Origin of the sequence: Patiriisocius marinistellae (assembly GCF_009014635.1) — a bacterium.
GTDB lineage: Bacteria > Bacteroidota > Bacteroidia > Flavobacteriales > Flavobacteriaceae > Patiriisocius > Patiriisocius marinistellae.
Genome location: NZ_BKCF01000009.1, coordinates 1 through 22,714, shown reverse-complemented (window position 1 = coordinate 22,714; position 22,714 = coordinate 1). Strand labels below are relative to the sequence as shown.

Genomic DNA, 22,714 nt, shown 5'->3' with positions numbered 1-22,714 from the left:
CCAAATATCAAATATAAATCCTATCGAAAAAATAATGTAAATTTAGCTGAACTTAAGATTTAAAAATAGAAATTGATTAATCAAAAAAAACAACCGAAAAAAGGTCAACCTATTTCAGTATAATACAAAAAAGCCAACCGCACAGTCAAGCACATTTCATTTTGCTCGTGCCTCACAAAATAAAAAGAGCTTGCCCTTCCCCACCGCCACCCAATCATAATATTTACATTTTTTACACCAGTTTTTGAGATAATCAAAATAACTTAACTATTTTAGTGGACTTAAACAATGTCTGAAATGAACCGAATTAAGGAAGTGTTGGAACAGAAAGGAATTAAGCAAACTTGGTTAGCTGAAAAACTCGGAAAAAGTTACAATATGGTAAATGCTTATTCGCAAAATAGACACCAACCAAGAATAGAAGTGCTATACAAAATCGCAGAGCTACTCAATGTTGATGCAAGGGATTTATTAACTGAGAGTGATTATAACAATGACTGAAAAAAATTTAAAATTTATAGATTTATTCGCTGGAATTGGCGGATTTCATATTGCTCTTGAAAAACTCGGACACGAATGTGTCTTTGCAAGTGAAAAAAGAGTAAACCTTGCCGAACTTTACGAGAAAAATTTTGAGATTGAAGTAAATAGAGACATAACTAAAATAGAAGTTTCTGAAATTCCTTCTTTTGACATTTTATGTGCTGGGTTTCCTTGCCAGCCTTTTTCCAAAGCTGGAAAACAAGACGGATTGCAAGACGAAAGAAATGGCTCTCTTTTTGATAAAATCGTGGATATTTTAGAATTTCATAAACCAAAATACTTCATTCTTGAAAATGTAAGAAACCTCATAAGTCACGACAACGAGAATACTTGGTTTTATATAAAAGAACAACTTGAAAACAAACTAGGTTACAAAATTGACAAGAAAATATATTCTCCACATAATTTTGGAATTCCACAGCATAGAGAAAGACTTTTTATTATTGGGTCTAGTGATGGTTTAGACCATTTTGAATGGCTTGAAACGACCAATAAAACAACCAGTATTTTCGAATTTCTTGATGAAAAACCTGTTAATGCAAGAAAATTAGAAGAAGAAAAAATTGAAGTAATTGATATTTGGCAAGAATTCATTTCAAAAATTCCTCTAAAACATAAATTACCAGGCTTTCCAATATGGAGTATGGAATTTGGAGCTACATATCCGTTTGAGGAAAAAACACCTTATGCTTCTTCTTCAATAGCCTTAGGCAAAACAAAAGGTAATTTTGGTACTGAACTTAAAGGGATATCTAGACCAGAAAAATTTAAAAATCTACCTAGTTACGCTCAAACAGAAGAAAATGAGTTTCCTTCTTGGAAGAAAAATTACATAAGAAAGAACAGAGCTTTCTATGAGAAGTACAAAGATGTTTTAGAACCAATCGTTAATAAAATTGAAAATCTAAAAATCGCTAGTTGGCAAAAACTTGAATGGAACGTGCAAGGTGGTGAGCGAGATTTATATAAATACATAATTCAATTTAGAGGTTCTGGTGTTAGAATTAAAAAAACAGATTTTTTTCCATCCTTAGTAACAGTTAGTACCCAAATCCCAATAATCAGTTGGGAAAAAAGATACATCACACCATCAGAAGGAGCTCGTATTCAATCTTTGAATGGTATTGATTTACCAGAAAATATTGGTACTTGCTTTTCCGCATTGGGGAATGCAGTAAACGGAACTATCGTGAGATTAATTGCAGAAAAACTAATTGAGAAAAAGCCAAAGACCATTAAACTCAATGGGAAATCAAAAGTAATGAACGGACATAAAATAAACTCTAACAAAACAAGTGAGCTAGATTATGAAAGAATTGAATAATGTAAACATCCGCCCAGGTGTTACAATTCTTTCAGTTTTAAAACACCTTAATTATAAGCCTTACTATGCTTTAGCTGAATTTGTTGATAACGCAATAGACAGCTACTTAAAAAATGAAATTGAGCTAAGAAAAATTGAAGGGGAAGATTTCAAATTAAGAGTAGATATAGAATTTGATACAAATAACAAGAAAATAACTATTAAGGATAATGCAGCTGGCATTCATACTGATGATTACCAAAGAGCGTTTAGAACAGCAGAATTACCACCAGACAATACTCGTTTATCCGAATTTGGAATGGGAATGAAATCAGCAGCTTGTTGGTTTTCTAATAGATGGCAAGCAAAAACAACTGCCATTTACGAAAATGTTGAACGTAAGGTGTCTTTTGACATTTCAAAAATTGTAGAAGACAAAATACAAGAATTGCAAATTGAAACTAAAGAAGCAAAACCAAACTCTCACTATACGTTAATTACCCTATTTGGTATTGAAGAAAAAATGCCTATTCGCAGGGGACTTGGCAAAGTAAAAAGACACTTAGCAAGTATTTATCGAGATTTTTTTAGAAAAGGAATTTTAGATTTATACATAAATGGCGAAAAACTAAGCTACAAAACACCAAAGATTTTAGATACTGCATATTTTGAAACTCCCAATGCAGAAAATGTAAAGTGGAAACAAGAAGTTGATTTTGATTTTGGGAATAACCATAATGGAAACAAGTTAAGAGCCAAAGGATTTATTGCCATTATGGAAACAATGTCTGTAAGAGATAGTGGATTTGCTCTATTCAGAAGAGGAAGAGTAATTGAAGGTAGTGCAGATAATGATGAAGGTTTTAGACCACCAGCATTATCTGGCTCATTAGGTAGCCATAGATATAAACGACTTTTTGGAGAACTACACTTAGAGGGCTTTAGTGTAAGTCACACGAAAGACGGTTTCCAATGGGACGATAATATGGATGCCTTTTTAGAATTGCTAAAAGAAGAACTTCAAAGCGAAAATTCGCTTCCTATCTTGAAACAGGCTGATAAGTTAAGAGTTCGTGAAAGTAAAAAAAACCTAGAAACAGTATCAAAAAAAGTAGTTGATAGTACAACAAATAGAATTCAAGATGGAATTGCAAAAGATGTTGAGGCTGTTGTTGCAAAACCAACTACAAATATTGTTGAGGAACCTCAATTAAAGGAGGTTGAAAAATCTTATCACAAGAAATTTCCACTAAATATTTCAAATATTGATTATATGGTTCATATTGAGTTGTCTTATGACGAGACAATTGATGAACTAATTCAAGTTGGCGACCATTTAATCCCTGAAAAAGACTCCAATTATAAAAATATAGGTGTTCGGTTATCTCTTATTCATCCATTTATGATTGAGTTTGCTGGTGATGACCACAAAGTAATTGAGCCTGTTTTGCGTTTGGTAGTTGCATTAGGACTGTCCGAAATACTCGTAAAAAAATCGGGAGCTCCAGTAACTGAATTGAGAAATAATATTAATGACCTTTTACTTGGTTCACTTTCAAAATTATAGCATATGTCAAAAACTGAAAATATTAATATAATGTCTAGCTCATCAAATGACGACAATTGGATTCCCGAATATGGTGAAGAATCTGAAAAATTATTGAACAAGATTTTTGGTGATGATACAGATGCAAAAGACAAAGTTAAAGAAGAAACTTATCACATAATGAAATTATGTGGCAATCCTAACGAAGAAACAAATAACGATACTGGCTTAGTTTTTGGATATGTTCAAAGTGGTAAAACACTCTCGTTTACAACACTTACAGCATTAGCAAGAGACAATAATTATCAAATAGTAATAGTGCTTGCAGGTATTTCAACGAATCTTGTAAATCAATCTTTCAATAGGTTACAAAACGATTTAGATATAAATCAAGGGTTTCATAGAAAATGGGTAATGCTTAACAATCCTAAAGACCCAATTAAAAATCCACAAGATAAAAACACTATTCAAAGAGAACTTCAAAATTGGAAAAAGCCAAATACTCCTGATGACTTCAAAAAAACATTACTCATAACAGTAATGAAAAACACAAGTCATTTAAAAAATTTGCTTGCAGTTCTCAAAAAACTTGATTTATCAAACGTTCCTACTTTAATAATTGATGATGAAGGAGACCAAGCAAGTATGAATACCAAAGCAAGTTCTAATGCAAAAAGAGCCAAAGAAACAGGCGTTCATACTGAACAAGAAATGAGTACTATTTATAGTAGAATTAGAGATTTAAAAAACATACTACCACATCACACACTTATACAATATACAGCTACTCCGCAAGCTCCGTTATTCATTCATATTTTAGACAACCTCTCGCCAAATTTTATTCAACTTTTAACACCAGGATATAAATATACTGGTGGTCGAGCGTTTTGCCTAGAAAATCATTTTATTATAAGAGACATTCCTTACTCCGAGATTTATAGTGATGATAACACATTTCAAGAAGCACCTGAAACATTGCAAGAAGCAATGCGTATTTTCTTTTTGAGTGTAACATCTGGCTATTTACTTGGCAATAAAAAAGGAAATCCAAAAAATCGTTCAATGATGGTTCATCCCTCAAGATTGGTTGAAGAACACGATATTTACTATGATTGGGTAACACATATTAAAAGTCTTTGGGAAAAGGTTTTATTGGAACGAGATGATAGTGATGAAACCAAACTGCAAATCATTTCAGAATTTAAGGAATCATATAAAGATTTAAAAGCCACTGCACCCGAAATACAACCTTTTGAAGTCCTATTAGAGACTTTAGGCCATAATATCAGTAATACTGCTGTTGAGCAACTAAATTCAAGAGCTGGTAGTTCAGTTGATTGGAAAAGCAACTATTCTTTTATTCTAGTAGGTGGACAAGCAATGGATAGAGGCTTTACAGTTGAAGGTTTGACCATAACATATATGCCAAGAAGTATGGGTGTTGGAAATGCTGACACTATACAACAAAGAGCTCGTTTCTTTGGTTATAAAAAAGACTTTTTAGGACATTGTAGAGTGTATCTTGATGCCGAGAACATTCACCTATTTAGCGAATATGTAAATCACGAAGAAGATATACGTAAAAAGCTATTAGAACATAAACTTTCTGGACAACACTTGAACGAAATGGAAAGAAAATTTGTGCTTAACGAAATGTTTAGATTAACGAGGAAAAATGTACTTTCTGAAGATTTGACAAGAACTACATTTGGTAATAAATGGGTTAGAATAAGAGCTCCGCACGATAGCGAAATTATAATTGAAAGCAATAGAACTATAGTTGACCGATTTATTGAAAAGTATAAACAGGAATTTTCGGAAAATGAAGGTCATAAAGACAGAACGGAAGAACAAAAACATCTTATTGCTCAAATACCTTTAAAAGATTTATTCACGGAATTATTGAATGAATTGAAATTTACGAGACAAACAGATTCCACCACGTATACCAATTTAAAATCTGTAATAGATTTATACACGGATGAATTTCCGCCAGAAGACAGTTTCGTTAATTTAATTGCCAAAGGTAAACCTAGAACAAGACGTTTAAAGAAAGATGAAATTCAACAGTTGTTTCAAGGTAAAAACCCAAGAACTGGAGAAGTTATTTATCCTGGAGACGAAAAAATAAAAACTGATGATTCTGTAACTGTTCAAATACACAATCTCGACTTTCGTGATACCGATTTCGAAAACATAGCGACTATTGCAGTATGGATTCCTGCTCGCTTATCTCAATCATTAATCTCTAAAATTAATGCTTGATTTAAAAGGAATATATGAGAATCTACCATTGCCAAAAAATCAGAATTCCAATTCGTATTCGGCAAAGGCAATTAAGGGCTATGAAAATCATAGAATAGCCAAAAACAATGCAAATAACCCAAGTCTCTTAATCTTTATTTCGGAAGAAAATCAGGACTTTATAATTGCCAATCAAAACTTATTTAACATAAAGGTTTCTCACAATTTAAGGTGCGAAATAGAATCAGAAGGTAAAGTTCATCATAATAATTTTTCGGTTGTATCATACATAGGTCAGAACAATGATGTTAAAGACCTTTTTTTGAGCACCTGCCAAATTGTGACAAAATCACTTGGTCAAAATCCATCAAACAAGCAAATAAAACATACTGTTAATAAATTTATTGAACTGTTCAAAGCAGTAAAGGAAACTCCGAGAAATTCAATACAAGGTCTTTGGTGCGAATTGTTCTTAATTGAACAATCCTCTTTTCCTGAAAAATTAATTACTGGTTGGCACAGTATACCAGAAGAAAAATTTGATTTTAGCTTTGGAAAATTACGTTTTGAAGTTAAGAGTTCCGCATCAGAATCTAGAATACATAATTTTAGTTCAAGACAACTAAATCCGATTAACGATACAGAAATAATCATTGCATCAATCCTTGTAAGTCAAAATGTTGCAGGTTTTAGTATTAACGATTTGTTAAGCCGTATTAACAATAAACTAAATGATTTCCCTAAACAAAAAGAAAAATTGCATCTTTTAGTCTATTCGACTTTGGGTATTGATGTAGAAAAAGTCAATCAAATCAAGTTCGACCCTGAATTGGCTAAAAGCTCTTTACAGTTTTATCATTCGATAAATATCCCTAAAATTCAAGATATCAATATTCCTAAAGAGGTTACTAATCTGACATTTGTTAGTAATCTATTGAACTCAACTCCTATTGATTCAAGTCTTGATGAACTTTTAAATCCTTACATCAAAGACAATTAAAACTCAGGCATTATGGAAGAAAACAAATCACAAATCATAATTTATCAGACAGAAAATGGAGAAACCAAATTAGACGTCCGTTTTCAAAATGAAACTGTCTGGCTTACTCAAAAGTTGATGGCAGAGTTGTTCCAAACCTCTGTTCCTAATATTAATATGCATCTCAAAAATATATTTGAAGAGGGCGAATTAGAGGAAAATCGAACTATTAAGGATTTCTTAATAGTTCAAAAAGAAGGAAATCGAGATGTTAAAAGACAACAGGTTTTTTATAACCTTGACGCTATTATTTCTGTTGGGTATAGAATAAAATCTCACGTTGCAACTAAGTTCAGGCAATGGGCAACTAATCAATTAAGAGAGTACATTGTAAAGGGATTTGTTTTAGATGATGAACGTTTAAAAAATCCTGATTTACCATTCGATTATTTCGAAGAACTGGAAAAGCGAATACAGGATATTCGTACTTCTGAAAAACGATTCTATCGAAAAATTACAGATATTTATGCAACAAGCATTGACTATGACCCTACTTTAGAAATTAGTATTAGTTTCTTTAAAACGGTTCAAAATAAATTGCATTGGGCTATAACTGGACAAACAGCTGCGGAAATCATTAGCCAAAGAGCGAATAGTTCAAAAGAAAATATGGGATTAACCACTTGGAGAGGAGAAAATATAAGAAAAATGGATGTTTCCATTGCTAAAAATTATCTCAAAGAAGATGAATTATCAGCATTAAATAATTTAGTGGAGCAGTATCTAATTTTCGCACAAGGTCAAGCACAACGAAGAGTACCAATGTATATGAAAAATTGGATTGAAAAACTAAACGGTTTCTTGACTTTAAACGACCGAGAAATACTAAATAATGCTGGAACTGTTTCTCACGAATTAGGTAAAGAAAATGCGGAACGAGAATACAAGAAATTTAAAGAGACCAAACAAAAAACAATCGGAGAAGGAGATTTTGAAAAAGCAATTAAAAAAATAGAAAACAAGAAACGGAAATAAGCCAACGCAAGGTTCAAGCACATTTATTTTTTGCCAACGCTCAAAGCCAACGCACTAAAAAATAAAAGAGCTTAAACCGCCAACGCTAGCAATTTTGCGGAAAAGCCAGCAGGTAACAATGTATATAAAACATAGCTAATATAGGCTTTCCGAGAAGTTTGAATGTATTTGCAAAGTCCGCCAAATTTTTAATTTGGTTATATTTATAAAAGAAAAGTAAACATAAAAATTAAAAATTCGGCTAAGGTTAATCCGAAAGGTCAGCGTTTATTTACACGCTACGTTTCATATACGAGACCGTTGTGTGCAAGCTGAAAATTGAGAATAATTGAGAAAAACGATTTACATAATTACTCTGATTTTACTCATAATTGGAATTCCTTTATTTGAATTTATGGCTTTTAATTCAATGGTTAGTTTAAAATATGAAACACGTAAATTAACGGATTGTATTTCAATTGTTTCAGGAATTGATTTATGTAATGCAATTAGAACTTTTCACATTTTAGCAATTCTTTGCGGACTGATAATTATCGGACTTTTGATTTACAGAAAACAGATTTTAAAACAAAAAAGTGAGAATGAAATTTAAAATATTAATTTGTGGTTTATTATTTTTAATTTATGGTTGTAGCGTGGAAAATGACCGAGAAAAATACGCTGAATTAATAATTGAAAAAGTAGAAAAATTTAAAACAGAAAAAAATAGATTGCCGAAAAATGCCTCTGAAATTGGACTAGTTGAACTTGAAAATAGTAAAGCTTTTTACGAGAAAAAAACTGACTCGACTTATATAGTTTGGTTTGGAATAAGTCTTGGAGAATCTAAAACTTATAATTCATCAAAAAAGGAATGGACAAAAGGTGGATGAAAAAAGCCTGCACACAACACCATATATAATTTATTGCTGGCTTTTTGCTTACTTACGAAAATCCTCGCGGATTTTCTTTGTCTGTAATTATTTACTAAATTAGTTGCTTAAATCACGCAACAAACCATATATAAACACGTTAGCCATAATTTAAAGAAACATCCTAACCCAATAGAATGACACCAACACCTGAACAAGAAAAAATATATAATTTCATTAAATTCGATTCAAACCACGGAATTATTGATGCAGTTGCTGGTTCAGGAAAAACTACTACAATAATTCAAAGCATTGATTTTATTGAAAATTCCAAAAGACTTCTGTTTTGTGCCTTTAATTCTAAAATAAGAGATGAAATTGAAAGTAGAATTAAGAATAAGAGTAATATTATAGTTAAGAATTTAAATCAACTCGGATACGACATATTAAAGTCAAATTACGAGTTAAAATTTAATTTTCAGTTAAGAAAATATGATAACCTTGTTGATAAATCGATTAAAACTTACAACAAAGAACTATTTCTTAAATTTTTAAAAATAAATGACATAAGTGCTGAACCTGCAAATCCTTTTGAAGAAAGTGTACTAAAAAAATATTACGGAATTTTCAAATATAAACTTTTAGAAAGTGTCAATAAATATAGACTTACTTTAACTAAAGATGATTATGAGGATTATAAAAATATGGTAATTCATTACAATATTATCGACCCATCAAAAATCAATGAGAATAAATTAGACAAAGAAATAAATATTTTTTTCAAAGCAAATAACTCATTAATTAAAGAAGGAAATTCATTAGCTAAAAGCCATCAAATTATTGATTTTAACGACCAATTATATCTTCCCTTTATTTTCAAATTAAAACCTAAAACAGAATATGATATTTTATTCATAGACGAATGTCAAGATTTATCTAAGTCTCAATTGATGGTCGCCTTAAAATATGTTAAAAAGTCTGGTAGAATTATGGCAGTTGGCGACCCTTACCAATCAATATATGGATTTACGGGTGCGGATATTGAATCCTTTAATCGTTTTTACAAATTACCAAATCACGTAAAATTATCTCTGTCATTTTGTTTTAGATGTCCAAATAATGTAATTGAATATGCTCAAAATTTTCGAACAGACATAAAACCATTTAAGGATAAAGAAGGATTTATCGAAAAAGTTGATTTTGAAAAAGTTTTCGAACTTGCTCAAGATGGCGATTTAATTATAAGCCGAACGAAAGCACCACTAACTACTTTGTTATTCATCTTACTTGAAAATAATAGAAAAGTGAATATTCACCAAGATGATGTAAAAGAACTTTTTAATGAACTTCGATTTTTATTTTCAAAACAAGAACTAAATACGAGAAATGTATATAAAAACGGATATGATTTCTTTGAGAAAGTTAAAGACAGGAATATATACTTTATAGAAAAAAAAGCAAAAAAAATGTCCAATCAATCTTTAAGAGAAGATTTCATTGATGAAGAAACTGAATATGTAGAAAGAAGAATTAACTTTTTGCAAAGGCAAGCTTCTATACATTTAGATGTATCTACAATTAATGAATTAGTCAAAAGAATTGAAGGATTAATAACTGAAAGTGAAGATGCGATTAAACTCTCTACTATTCATAAAGCAAAAGGTCTTGAAAACCAACGTGTATTTATTCTTGATTATGATAAATTACCAATGAAAAAAGATAATCATAAGCCTTGGGAAAAAGTTCAAGAAAACAATTTGAAATATGTGGCATTGACAAGAGCAAAGAAATCTCTATTTTTAGTAAACTCTATGAAAGAAGATGTTGAACCTGAAGAAGGTAATCTATTTGATAAGTTAGACGATATTTGGTAATAAAAACTATGGCTAACAATGTATATAAAACATAGCTATTACAGGATTTCCGAAAGGTTTTTGTGTATTTGCGAAGACCGCCAAATTTTTAAATTTGGCTTTTTGAGAAAATTAAGTTAAAAAGAAAAATTTAAAAATTCGGCTCGTGTTTAATCCGAAACGAAAGCGCTTTTTTACACGCTACGTTTCATATACGGAGACGTTAGCCACAAGCAAAAACGAACATCAGTACATAAAACAAACATTAGGAATTTAATGGAAGCAGGAAAAAGAACAATTAGAGATATATTCAACAGAGGTAGAAATTTAGAAATACCCTTTTTTCAAAGAGCGTATGTTTGGGATACCGAACAATGGCAAAGATTTTTAGAAGATATGATTATGGTTTCCACTACCAAAAGACCATATTTTTTAGGTTCTGTAATTTTAAAACAACAAGATACCACTTCAAATAAAGATTCGATTTTAACGGTAATTGACGGACAACAAAGGTTGACGACTTTAAATATTTTTTTAAAAGTTCTTTGTTTAAAAAATAATTCAGACAACGATTTTACAGAGACTTTTAAAAAGCAGAGAGATAAATCTATCATTTTACTTCACAATCATAATGACCAAGAATCGTTTAATAAGGTTGTAAATCTTGAAAGTTTGACAGTTTTCAAGGACGTTTCAGAAAACGACAATATTCTTTCGGCTTATAACTTTTTCAACGAAAATATATCGACAGACGATTTAGAAAACTCGATAGACTTCTTTAATATCCTTGACAATATTCTATTTGTTGGTATTGACCTTGGTTACGAAGAGGACGAACAACAGATTTTTGACACAATTAATTCACTTGGTGTTAGATTAACAACTGCGGAGTTATTGAAAAACTATTTTTTCAAACGAAATGAATTAGACAATTACATTAAGTATTGGAAACAGATATTTGAAAAAGATGACGACACAAAAATTTATTGGGATAGAGAAATTACAACAGGTCGTTTAAGAAGAACATTTATTGACCTTTTCTTTTACTCGTACTTGCAAATTAAAATTCAAGAACCTGAATTAAAAGTAAATACAGAGGATAAAATTGAGTTTTCAAAGGTTGAGAATCTATTTGAATCTTACAAAAGATTTATTAGAGATTACAAATTAGATAAAATAATCATCCTTAACGAATTAAAGGAATACGCACATTTATTCAAAGAAAATTTTGATTTTGATATTGTCAATAACGAACTAAATTCAGATAATGGAATTGAGCGAATAAACGCCATAATTTTTGGGCTCGATACTTCAACATTAATTCCTTACTCGCTTTTTATTCTCAAAAATGTTACGGACGAAAATCAACGAAATGAGCTTTTTGCATTTATAGAAAGTTATGTAATGCGAAGAATGGTTGTTAAAGCAACAACAAAAAACTACAATCAATTATTTACAGACAGACTAATATCAAATAAAATATTGTCAAAAGAACAGTTCGTGGAATATTTGGAAGGTAGGAACGATAAAGTAAATTACTTGCCAAATGACACCGAATTGAAACAAGGTTTTGAAAATTCGATTTTAATTAACAAACAAACCGCAGGAATTGTCTATTTAATTGAATCTAAAATTAGAAATCGAAATAAACAAGCAACTCAACTTTTAGGAATTAGCAAATACAGTTTAGAACATTTAATGCCTAAAAAATGGGAAAACAAATGGAATAGCGTTTCAACTAAAGAAGCAAAAGATTTTAGGAATTTTAAACTTAAAACTTTAGGAAATTTAGCGATTATTACACAATCATTAAATGCTTCGATTAGAGATTCTAATTGGCCAACAAAAAAGAGAGGAAGTGGAAATAAGGAAGGTTTAAAACACTATTCGGGCGGAATTGAAACTCTTGCACCTTATCTTGAATTGAACGAATGGAACGAAACTGAAATTGAAAAAAGAGCCGAATTTCTACTCGGAAAAGCGAAAGAAATATGGACAGCGGAATAATTGCCTGTGGCTAACAACGTATATAAAAAATAGCGCGAGTCCTTGCTAACACAAAGGCTCAGGCATTTTTGGGAAGTCGCCAAATTTTTAAATTTGACAAATTCCAAAAAATAAAATAATTAGTAAAATTTAAAAATTCGGCTTGTGTTTCATCCGAATGGTAACCGCTTATTTTCAGCGCTACTTTTCATATACAAGACCGTTGTGCATAATGCGGAAAATCGTGCAAAATAGTAAAATTCCGTACTGAAAAGCCAACCGCATATTTTAGCACATTTGGTTTTTCCCATACACGAGCCAACGCTCTAAAAACCAAAAGAGCTAAAATTTCCCAACGCTAAACCGAATAAACAAAATGAAAAACATAAATTTGAGACTGAACAAAAAGACATTAAAAACGAATGATAGACTTTAAGGCAAAGGCAAACCTAATTTGGGACGTAGCGAATTTATTAAGAGGTGATTACAAGCAATCAGATTACGGAAAGGTTATACTGCCATTAACTGTTTTAAGACGTTTGGACTGTGTACTTGAACCAACAAAAGAAAAGGTTTTAGAATACTTACCTAAAGTTTCGGACAAACCAGACAAATCGAAAGACATAATTCTTAACAAAATTGCTGGTCATAATTTTCATAACAGAAGTAAATACGATTTTGAAAAATTAGTCGCAGAACCTGACAAAATAGCTGCAAACTTACGAAACTACATTAACGGATTTTCTTCAAGTGCAAGAGAGATAATAGAATATTTCAACTTTGACGACCAAATTGAAAGGATGGACGACCCAAAAGCTGATATTCTTTTTCAAATCGTTAAAAAATTCTCTGAAATTGACCTTTCTGATATGGACAGTATGTCAATGGGTTACACTTTTGAGGAGCTTATTAGAAAGTTTGCAGAACAATCAAACGAAACAGCTGGAGAACATTTTACTCCAAGAGAAGTAATTAAACTTATGGTAAATCTCTTGTTTATTTCAGATAGCGAAACGCTAACCAAAGAAGGGATTGTAAAAACGCTTTACGACCCAGCTTGTGGAACAGGTGGAATGCTTTCAATTGGCGAACAACATTTAAACAGCTTTAACAAAAAAGCAAAACTGGAAGTTTTCGGACAGGAAATTAATCCTGAATCCTACGCTATTTGTAAATCAGATATGCTAATTAAAGGACAAAATCCATCAAACATTAAATTCGGGAACAGTTTTACAGTTGACGGTTTAGAAGATGAAAAATTTGATTATATGCTTTCAAATCCACCTTTTGGAGTTGACTGGAAAAAAGCACAAAAAATTATTAAAGCAGAACACGAAAACAAAGGGCATTCTGGTCGTTTTGGAGCTGGATTACCAAGAATTAATGATGGTTCTTTTCTGTTTTTACAGCATATGATTTCTAAAATGAAATCTGATGGAACTCGAATCGCAGTTGTTTTTAATGGTTCACCTCTTTTTTCTGGAAGTGCAGGAAGTGGAGAAAGTAATATTAGACAATGGATTATTGAAAATGATTGGCTTGAAGCCATTATAGCAATGCCTGACCAATTGTTTTATAATACAGGAATTTCTACTTATGTGTGGATTGTAAATAACAAAAAAAGCAAAGAGCGTAAAGGAAAAATCCAACTCATTAACGCAACAGGAACTAAAGACGAAGAACTACTTGCTGAAAAGAAAATTGACTTCAATCGTTTTTATGAAAAACAAACACCAAGCTTAGGTAATAAGCGAAAGAGAATTATTGAAAATGGTGAAGAAAAAGGAATTGGTTATATCACCAAAATTTATGGTGATTTTGAAGAAAATGAATTCTGTCAAATTTATCCAAACGACTTCTTTGGTTATTGGCGAATTAGTGTTGAACAGCCGGATTGGTATGATTTAATGCTTAAAGTTGCTCACGATAAGCAAACTTTAGTTGACTTTTTAAATAAGGCTTCTCTTGAAAAAATTGAAAAAGCAGTTGATGATTTTGAAGAATTATGCAAAATGCATATTAAAGAAGGAAAATGGTCTTTAAATGAAAATGAATTGACAATAGAAGAAGGCAAAAAAATTAAAGTAAAACCTGACACATCTAATAGAGATTACGAGAACATTCCATTTTTAAAATTAGATGATGATGATGATAAATTAGTACCACAAACAATTGAAGAATATTTTATCAGAGAAGTAAAGCCACATTTACCTGAAGCTTGGATTGATGATAGTAAAACCAAAGTTGGTTATGAATTAAACTTCACAAAGTATTTCTATGAATTTAAACCATTGCGTTCATTGGAAGCTATTAAGGCTGACATCTTTGCGTTAGAAAAAAGTTCTTTAGATTTAGAAAAAAAGGTTTTGGATTAATGGAAAAATACAAAACATACAAAGATTCTGGTATTGAATGGTTAGGTGAGATTCCAGAGCATTGGGAAGTCAAAAGACTAAAATATATTGGTGATTCTATAATAGGCATTACATATAGCCCAAAAGATGTTGTACAAGAAGGTGGCACTTTAGTATTAAGGTCTTCCAATATTCAAAATGGAAAATTGAGTCTAAAAGATAACGTTTACATTAACAAGGATATACCTGAAAAATTAGAAACTAAAGTTGGAGATATTTTAATTTGCTCAAGAAATGGTAGTAGAAAACTAATAGGTAAAAATATTACAATAGATAAAGAAACTGAAGGTGAAACTTTTGGAGCATTTATGACTGTTTTTAGAACTGAACAATACGAATTCATTTCTAAATATTTTAATTCACAAGTGTTTTCAGGTCAGTCAGGTTTATTTTTAACATCTACCATTAATCAATTAACTATCAATACACTTAACAACTTTTATACAGCTTTACCACCAAAGGAAGAACGTGACTTAATAGCTAAATATCTTGATAAAAAGGTAGGCGAAATTGATAATCTAATTTCTCAAAAAAAGAAACTGCTCAAACTTTATGAAAAAGAAAAGGAGGCTTTAATAAATCAAGCAGTCACTAATGGCATTAATCCTAATGTTAAATTAATGGATAGTAATATTGAATGGTTAGGTGAGATTCCAGAGCATTGGACAATTAAAAGGTTTAAATATTTTTTTGAACTAAAAACTCAAAAAAATGATGAAATTTTACCAAAAGTTGGTTTAGAGAATATTGAAAGTAAAACTGGTAATTTTATTGAAACAGAATCTGATTTTAATGGTCAAGGTGTTCATTTTTTGGAAAAAAATATTCTTTACGGCAAATTAAGACCATACTTGGCAAAAGTCTGGTTAGCAGAATTTGAGGGTCAGGCAGTAGGAGACTTCTATGTTTTTAATGCTTTAAATGATGTTATTCCCGAATTTGCTAAATTCAAACTTCTCGCTTACTCATTTATTGATATAACTAACAGCTCAACTTATGGTTCAAAAATGCCAAGAGTAAGTTGGGAGTTTATTTCAAATCTACTTATTTCATTTCCTGATACTGATGAACAAAAGGATATTGTTCAATTTATAGAAGATAAACTTGAAGTAATTCATAAGAAAACAAATAAAACTAAAAAGCTCATTCGTCTATTAAAGGAATATAAAACAGCATTAATAAGTGATGTAGTAACAGGAAAATTAAAAGTAAATTAAACTATGTTAGCAACATATCAAGATATATCTAATTCATTTGGAGCAGTCCAAGATTTTTTAAGAACACAAGGTTATCTCGGAACAGATAGAAAATTTATTGATTGTAGTTTTAGTATTGACCATCCTCATACGTTTATTGATAATATTGAAATAGAATGTCGAGAAAATATAAACAACCCAACTTTTATTCTGTATTCCAATGCATTTAAGGCAAATGGATATTTTAGACCTGTTTGGAGTTCATATCATTTATTTACTTATGATGATAGCACACAAGAATTGAAAGTTGAATTAAATAAAAAGAATTATACCATAACTCACTCATAGCCTATGACACTCTGCGTATCTTGGATAAGAAAAGTAAATAATATTGAAGAATTAATCTTTGCAACTGATAGCTGTCTTTCTGGTGGAGAAAGATGGAATAGCGGTGTAAAATTGTTTGAATTACCCAGAAAAGATTGCTTAATTAGTTTTGCAGGAGAAACAAGTCGTACTTATCCATTAATTCTAAATTTAATTTCCTCAATTAAATTTGATGAACATTTAGCCAACTCGCACACAGATATTAACGAAGTTTTAGATTACTTGAGTAACCTATTTACAACATTATATAATTCTATAGATTATGGTGGAGCTCAAGGCGATGAAGTCGAAGATTTCAAATTTCTCTTCGGAGGTTATTCTTGGAAAGAAAGCAAATTCAAGCTTTGGGAAATTGGCTATCTAACAGAAACAAATGCATTTATTCATAACGAAATTGATGAAAATAATATGTTTTTTGGCTTCATAGGAGACGAAATTGATAAAGCAGAAGAATTACTTGAAGAAGAACAGAAAAATAATGGAAAGCGTTTTTCAAATAATTTTGATATGGAACCTTTTAAGGTTTTATTGACAATGATTAGAGAAAAGGAATATTCAACAATTGATGGAGCAATACAAATCGCTAAAATTCATCCACCAGGAACAACAGAATTTTTAGGCGTTTATTGGCCTTCAATTAAAGGCAACAAAACCTTTTTAGGAAAAGATGTAAGTATAGACAACAATCCAAATGTAAACTTCATTGACCCAGATACTGCAACCATAGTTGGTGAAGAATTACCTGAAAAATTAATAGAAATTGATTCAGATATTTATGGCATCAACACCAAATTTGTTGAAGATTGCTATCCGTTAGAAGATGGATTTGAAAATCGTAACTTGAAACAAGATTTGACCAAAAGACAAAAATCAAGGTTAAAAACTATATTTAGTGATATCGCTTATGCTCGATTTGTCGAAAGTGAGCAATTAGAAAAAGAAACCGATTAATTATGGCAAATTTAACTACAGAAAATACATTTGAAACTGCCATAGTTGAATCATTAATTCAAAATGGAGGTTACGTTCAAGGGAATTCAGCAGATTACAGTCCTGAATTGGGAATGTTCAAATATGAAATATTAAGTTTTTTACAAGAAACACAACCAAAAAATTGGAGTAAAATTTCAGGTATTCACGGAGAACAAGTTGAAAATCGTATTATCCAACGTATCTACAAAGAAATGGATTTGCGTGGTGCTTTAGACGTTGTACGTAATGGATTTACAGATTATGGAGTTCGTTTCAAATTAGCATTTTTTAAGCCTGAAACTGGTTTAAATCCTGAAACACAAGAATTATACGACAAAAATCAACTAAAAGTAATTCGTCAAGTTTATTACACACATAAAAACAGAAATTCAGTTGACATTGTTTTGTCTTTAAATGGGATTCCATTAGCTACAATTGAGTTAAAAAATCACTTTACAGGTCAAAATACTGACAATGCAAAAAGACAATATGCAAGCTCAAGAGATAATAGAGAATTATTATTTGCTTTCAAGAAAAGAGCTTTAGTACATTTTGCAGTTGATGATGAAGAAGTATTTATGGCAACTAAATTGGATGGCACAAAAACATATTGGCTTCCATTCAACAAAGGTTATAACAGAGGAAAAGGAAATCCACCAAATAAAGATGGTTACAAAACTGACTATTTATGGAAAAAAATATTAGCAAAAGATAGTTGGTTAGATATTGTTCATCGTTTTGTTCATCTTCAAACAGAAGAAATTGAAATTGATGGAAAAACATTTAAAAAAGAAAAAATGATTTTTCCTCGTTATCATCAATTAGATGTTGTTCGAGATATTACAAAAAATGTAAAAGAAAACGGAGTTGGAAAAAATTATCTGGTTCAACATTCAGCTGGTTCAGGAAAAAGTAATTCCATTGCTTGGTTATCTTATCGTTTATCAAGTTTACACAATACACAAGATGAACGCATTTTTGATAGTGTAATTGTAGTAACAGACCGAAGAGTTTTAGACCAACAATTACAGAATACTATTTATCAATTTGAGCATAAAACAGGAGTTGTTCAGAAAATTGATAAAGACAGTACACAATTGGCTTCAGCATTAAATTCTGGATTGCATATTATCATTACTACATTACAAAAGTTTCCGTTTGTAATTGAAAAAGTAGAAGAGTTTTCAGGACGTAAATTTGCTGTTGTTATTGATGAAGCTCACAGTTCACAAGGTGGTGAAGCGCATAAAAAAATGAAAGAAGTTTTAGGAGCTTCTGAAACAGAAAATAATGAAGATGAAGAATATTCGGCAGAAGATTTTATTAGCGAGCAAGTTGAAAAATCAGCTACTGCAAGAGGAAAACAAAATAACATTTCGTTTTTTGCTTTTACTGCGACACCAAAATATAAAACACTTGCTATTTTTGGTAAAAAAGGTAATGATGGGAAACCTGAACCTTTCCATTTGTATTCAATGCGACAAGCAATTGAAGAAGGTTTTATTTTAGATGTTTTACAAAATTATACGAATTACGAATTGTATTTTCAGCTTTCAAAAGCAATTGAAGATGACCCAAATTTAAACAGGAAGAAAGCTGCGAGAGCAATAGGTAATTTTGTGAATTTTCATCCTCACAATTTAGCACAAAAGACAGAAATAGTTATTGAGCATTTTCGACAAATTGTTGCTACAAAAATTGGAGGACGAGCAAAAGCAATGTTTGTAACGTCTTCACGAAAATTAGCTAAAAGGTATTTTGAAGAATTCAATAAATACATCAAAGAAAACGAATACACAAATGAGCTAAAAATACTTGTTGCCTTTTCTGGAAAAGTTATAGATGACAATTATCCTGATGGAGTTACAGAACCTCAATTAACTGGTTACGGAGAAAAGGAGCTTCCTAAAGCATTTAATGATGACGAATACAAAATATTAATTGTAGCAGACAAATATCAAACAGGATTTGACCAACCACTTTTGCATACAATGTATGTAGATAAAAAATTATCAGGTGTTAAAGCTGTTCAAACTTTATCTCGTTTAAACAGAATGACAGCAGGAAAAGAAGACACTTTTGTGTTGGATTTTGTAAATGACAGAGAAACAATATTTGAATCCTTTCAACCATATTATGAAAAGACAATGGTTGCGGAAGAACCAGAAATCAACCATTTATTTGATTTGAAATTAAAGATTGATGAAAAACAAATCATTCAAGAATCTGAAGTAAATGCTTTTGCTAATGTTTATTTTAAGCCAACAGGTAAATTAAATTCCAAAGACCAATCACGTTTGTATTCTTTTATCGACCCAGCTATTGACAGATACAAAGCTATAGACACAGAGGATGAAAAGGACGAGTTTAAAAAGAGTTTGAGAACTTGGACTAACCTATATTCATTCCTTGCTCAAATAATGCCATTTAAAGAACCTGAATTTGAAAAGTTCTATGCTTATTCTAAACTTCTTCAAACTAAACTTCCGAAAAAGGAATTAGCTGAAAGTTTGCAATTATCTGATGAGATTGCAATGGAATATTATCGATTACAAAAAGTGAAAGAAGGTTCAATTGATTTAGTAAAAGGAGAAGATGGAGAATTAGATGGATTAACAGAAGCTGGAATTAAAAGAGCTAAAGAAGAAAAGGCGTTACTTTCAGAAATAATTGATGTTCTAAATGAACGTTTCGGAACTGAATTTGAAGAAGCTGACCGATTATTTTTTGAACAAATAGAAGCGGAATTAATCGAAGATGAAAAATTACAAGCACAAGCGAAAGCAAATAAAATAGACACGTTTAAATATGCTTTTGAGGATATGTTTTTAAATAAACTTATTGAGAGAATGGACCAAAATCAAGACATTTTTGATAAGATAATTGAAAACAAATCTTTCGGAAATCTGGTGAAAGAATTAATGCTGAAAAAGGTTTATTCGAAAATTAACGAAAAAGACCAATCCTAAAGCCATACACATTCGCAATTCGCTACAGCCAATGCTAAGCCAAAAATTGCAAAAGAGTATGTCTTGCCAACGCTCAAATTTGAACTAAATAACAAACATCGGAAAACCAAGCTGAACGTGAAAAGCACTATGCACAACAACGTGTATAAAACATAGCTATTATAGGCTTTCCGAGAGGTTTTTGTATATTTACAAAGTACGCCAAGTTTTTTATTTGGTTATATTTATAAAAAAAATTAAACATAAAAAATTCGGCTCGTGCTAAATCCGAAAAGTTAGTGTCTTTTTATACGCTACGTTTCATACACAAGACCGTTGTGTGCAATTTAAAGCGAACTGCTAGCCAATCGAATTAAGGTAAAATATTATATGAATCTAAAAAAAATACTAGAGAAAGGATATTTACCTAAAGAATTACCACCACCATTTAATTCAAAGTCTTACGCAAGTAAAAATAGATATACCAGAGCTAAATGGGATGGGATTATAGCATCCGAAAAATCACAAAAGACTGGAGAAAATAAGTCTGCTGCAAGAAAAAGATTTAAGGATGATTATGGAAAATACAGTAGTTCGCAATTAGCTATTTACAGTTTGGCAAAAGGCACCTATTCAAGAAGAAAACTCGGTATTCCTAATCCAAAACAGTTTTCAGATTTATCTAAAGCCGTAATTGAAAATTGGACTTTATTAAGAAGTACTTACAAACTTAGTAACTACTCAGAAAGTACACCTGTTGAAGCCAGAGCTAGAAGAGCTGTTAGGACAAAAAGTACTTCTTGGAATAATTTTAAATTTCAATTAATTGAAAAATCTTTTGATAAAAAAATTCAATTAACACTTGATATTTCTCAATTCTATCCAACCATTTACACCCATTCAATACCTTGGGCTATTTTGGGAAAAGACAAAGCAAAAAAATTCTTTAAGATTGCTATTTCTGACCAAGTCAGATGGCAAAATCTCTTGCGTACAAGTAGAGATGCAAAAAAGTATAAATCAGCAGATTTCATCGATACACTAGTTCGGAATTGCAACGATAGACAAAGTGTTGGTTTGTGTATTGGTCCTGACACGTCTCTTATTTTGGCGGAAGTAATTGCAAATAGAATAGATGAAGAAATAGAAAAAAGGCTACACTCTATTCCTCATACTGGAACTCGATATTATGATGATTACTACTTTTATTTAAATAGTAGAAACGAAGCTGAAAATGCTTTGAAAATAATTCAGCAAGTTCTATATGAATTCCAGTTAGAAACAAATGAAAATAAAGTTGGCATTAATAAACTGCCATTTAAATATATCGAAGATTGGTCAGAACAATTTGACAGGTTTAATTTTGTAGAAGTCGATAAATACGAATTGAGAAATTATTTCTCGCTTTTGCATAATGCAATATCAAATAATCCTAAAAATTCTTCTTGGATAATTGGATATGCTTTAAAGCAATTTAAATTAGGTGAGACAGTAATTCTTAATGAAAATTGGGATTTTTTCCTTTCTTTCATTTTACAGACCTTATTAATAGATTCAAGCACTATCGATATAATCTTCGAAGTACTTTTTATTTATAAAATATACCTTGATAATAAGTCGAAACAAAAAATAAAAAATGTTTTAATTTCAATAATCGAAGAACACCTTACACTAAATCATTCTTTTGAGGTGTCTTGGTCACTATGGATTTTAATTACCTTTAACATAAATTGTCCAAAAAAACTTGTTGAATCAATTTTAGAAAGTAAAGACTCAATATCTAAATTATTGTGTCTTCATTTAATTGAAGAAACTCTTTATGATGGTAGAAAACCAGATATAAGAAAAGTTAAAGAAGAAATCAAAATCTCAAGTACATTTGGTGAAAATTGGCTCTTAATATATGAAACCATAGCAAAGGAATGGATTGAATATGATAATATCAATGATATTTTGGATAATGAATATTTTAGCATAATGCTCGATTATGACGTTTCTTTTTATGACGTCGAAAGACAAATCCGTCCAAAAGTTTCGATGGTCAGCAATCATTTTGGAGGCTATAATATGATAGAAGTTGAATATGATGAAGGCGAAGAAGAATGGTATTAAAAACTGCACACAACAATGTATATAAAACATAGCTATTATAGGCTTTCCGAAAGGTTTGTGTGTATTTGCGAAGACCGCCAAATTTTTAAATTTGGCTTTTAGTAAAATAAAGATAAAAAGAAAAATTTAAAAATTCGGCTCGTGTATAATCCGAAACGATAACGTATTTTAACACGCTACGTTTCATATACGGAGACGTTAGCAAATATTTTGGTGCTTGAACTTTCCTGAAATAGGTTGACTAAAAATTAAACCTTTAATTATAGTCACTTATGAAAACACAAAATGAACACTGGCGAAAAAAAAGCTATCAAAAAGCAACTTTAGAGACGAAACTTTTAGTCG

The 22,714-nt window shown here is 30.8% G+C and carries 15 protein-coding genes; all 15 read left to right on the top strand.

The annotated features are described in order from the left end of the window. Positions 1–297: 297 nt before the first annotated feature. The 15 genes from GB234_RS14620 to GB234_RS14550 all read left to right on the top strand — a co-directional run bounded on the left by GB234_RS14620 (position 298) and on the right by GB234_RS14550 (position 22,369). A complete protein-coding gene (locus tag GB234_RS14620) occupies positions 298–501 on the top strand; it encodes a helix-turn-helix domain-containing protein (protein ID WP_151895326.1) in 204 nt (67 codons plus the stop codon). Then, complete coding sequence (locus GB234_RS14615; protein WP_151895325.1) at positions 494–1,867, top strand: DNA cytosine methyltransferase; 1,374 nt, start codon at positions 494–496, stop codon at positions 1,865–1,867. Before GB234_RS14620 ends, GB234_RS14615 begins: the two co-directional genes overlap by 8 nt. Beyond that, positions 1,851–3,413 carry an ATP-binding protein gene (locus GB234_RS14610; protein ID WP_151895324.1) on the top strand — a complete coding sequence of 521 codons (1,563 nt, stop codon included), beginning with the start codon at positions 1,851–1,853 and terminating at the stop codon, positions 3,411–3,413. Before GB234_RS14615 ends, GB234_RS14610 begins: the two co-directional genes overlap by 17 nt. Before the next feature lie 3 nt (positions 3,414–3,416). After that, positions 3,417–5,657, top strand: coding sequence for a Z1 domain-containing protein (locus tag GB234_RS14605; RefSeq protein WP_151895323.1), 2,241 nt, complete (start codon positions 3,417–3,419; stop codon positions 5,655–5,657). After that, on the top strand, positions 5,650–6,636 hold the full coding sequence (locus tag GB234_RS14600; protein WP_151895322.1) for a PD-(D/E)XK motif protein: 987 nt from the start codon (positions 5,650–5,652) through the stop codon (positions 6,634–6,636). The genes GB234_RS14605 and GB234_RS14600 overlap by 8 nt, the downstream gene beginning before the upstream one ends. A 12-nt stretch (positions 6,637–6,648) precedes the next feature. After that, positions 6,649–7,650 carry a virulence RhuM family protein gene (locus GB234_RS14595; RefSeq protein ID WP_151895321.1) on the top strand — a complete coding sequence of 334 codons (1,002 nt, stop codon included), beginning with the start codon at positions 6,649–6,651 and terminating at the stop codon, positions 7,648–7,650. Positions 7,651–8,231: 581 nt separating this feature from the next. Then, on the top strand, positions 8,232–8,522 hold the full coding sequence (locus tag GB234_RS14590; protein ID WP_151895320.1) for a hypothetical protein: 291 nt from the start codon (positions 8,232–8,234) through the stop codon (positions 8,520–8,522). Positions 8,523–8,698: 176 nt separating this feature from the next. Further along, complete coding sequence (locus GB234_RS14585; protein WP_151895319.1) at positions 8,699–10,375, top strand: UvrD-helicase domain-containing protein; 1,677 nt, start codon at positions 8,699–8,701, stop codon at positions 10,373–10,375. Positions 10,376–10,630: 255 nt separating this feature from the next. Then, complete coding sequence (locus GB234_RS14580; protein WP_151895318.1) at positions 10,631–12,361, top strand: DUF262 domain-containing protein; 1,731 nt, start codon at positions 10,631–10,633, stop codon at positions 12,359–12,361. 401 nt (positions 12,362–12,762) lie between these two features. Next, entirely contained in the window at positions 12,763–14,715 is a 1,953-nt protein-coding gene (locus GB234_RS14575; protein WP_151895317.1) for a type I restriction-modification system subunit M, read from the top strand. After that, a complete protein-coding gene (locus tag GB234_RS14570) occupies positions 14,715–15,971 on the top strand; it encodes a restriction endonuclease subunit S (RefSeq protein WP_151895316.1) in 1,257 nt (418 codons plus the stop codon). The genes GB234_RS14575 and GB234_RS14570 overlap by 1 nt, the downstream gene beginning before the upstream one ends. A gap of 3 nt (positions 15,972–15,974) precedes the next feature. Then, entirely contained in the window at positions 15,975–16,298 is a 324-nt protein-coding gene (locus tag GB234_RS14565) for a hypothetical protein (protein WP_151895315.1), read from the top strand. A gap of 3 nt (positions 16,299–16,301) precedes the next feature. Beyond that, a complete protein-coding gene (locus tag GB234_RS14560; RefSeq protein WP_151895314.1) occupies positions 16,302–17,288 on the top strand; it encodes a hypothetical protein in 987 nt (328 codons plus the stop codon). A 2-nt stretch (positions 17,289–17,290) separates the two neighbouring features. Further along, positions 17,291–20,278 carry a type I restriction endonuclease subunit R gene (locus GB234_RS14555; protein ID WP_151895313.1) on the top strand — a complete coding sequence of 996 codons (2,988 nt, stop codon included), beginning with the start codon at positions 17,291–17,293 and terminating at the stop codon, positions 20,276–20,278. A gap of 369 nt (positions 20,279–20,647) precedes the next feature. Beyond that, the gene (locus GB234_RS14550) at positions 20,648–22,369 is read left to right on the top strand and encodes an RNA-directed DNA polymerase (RefSeq protein ID WP_151895312.1); all 1,722 of its coding nucleotides are present in this window, start codon (positions 20,648–20,650) and stop codon (positions 22,367–22,369) included. The last annotated feature ends 345 nt before the right edge of the window (positions 22,370–22,714 follow it).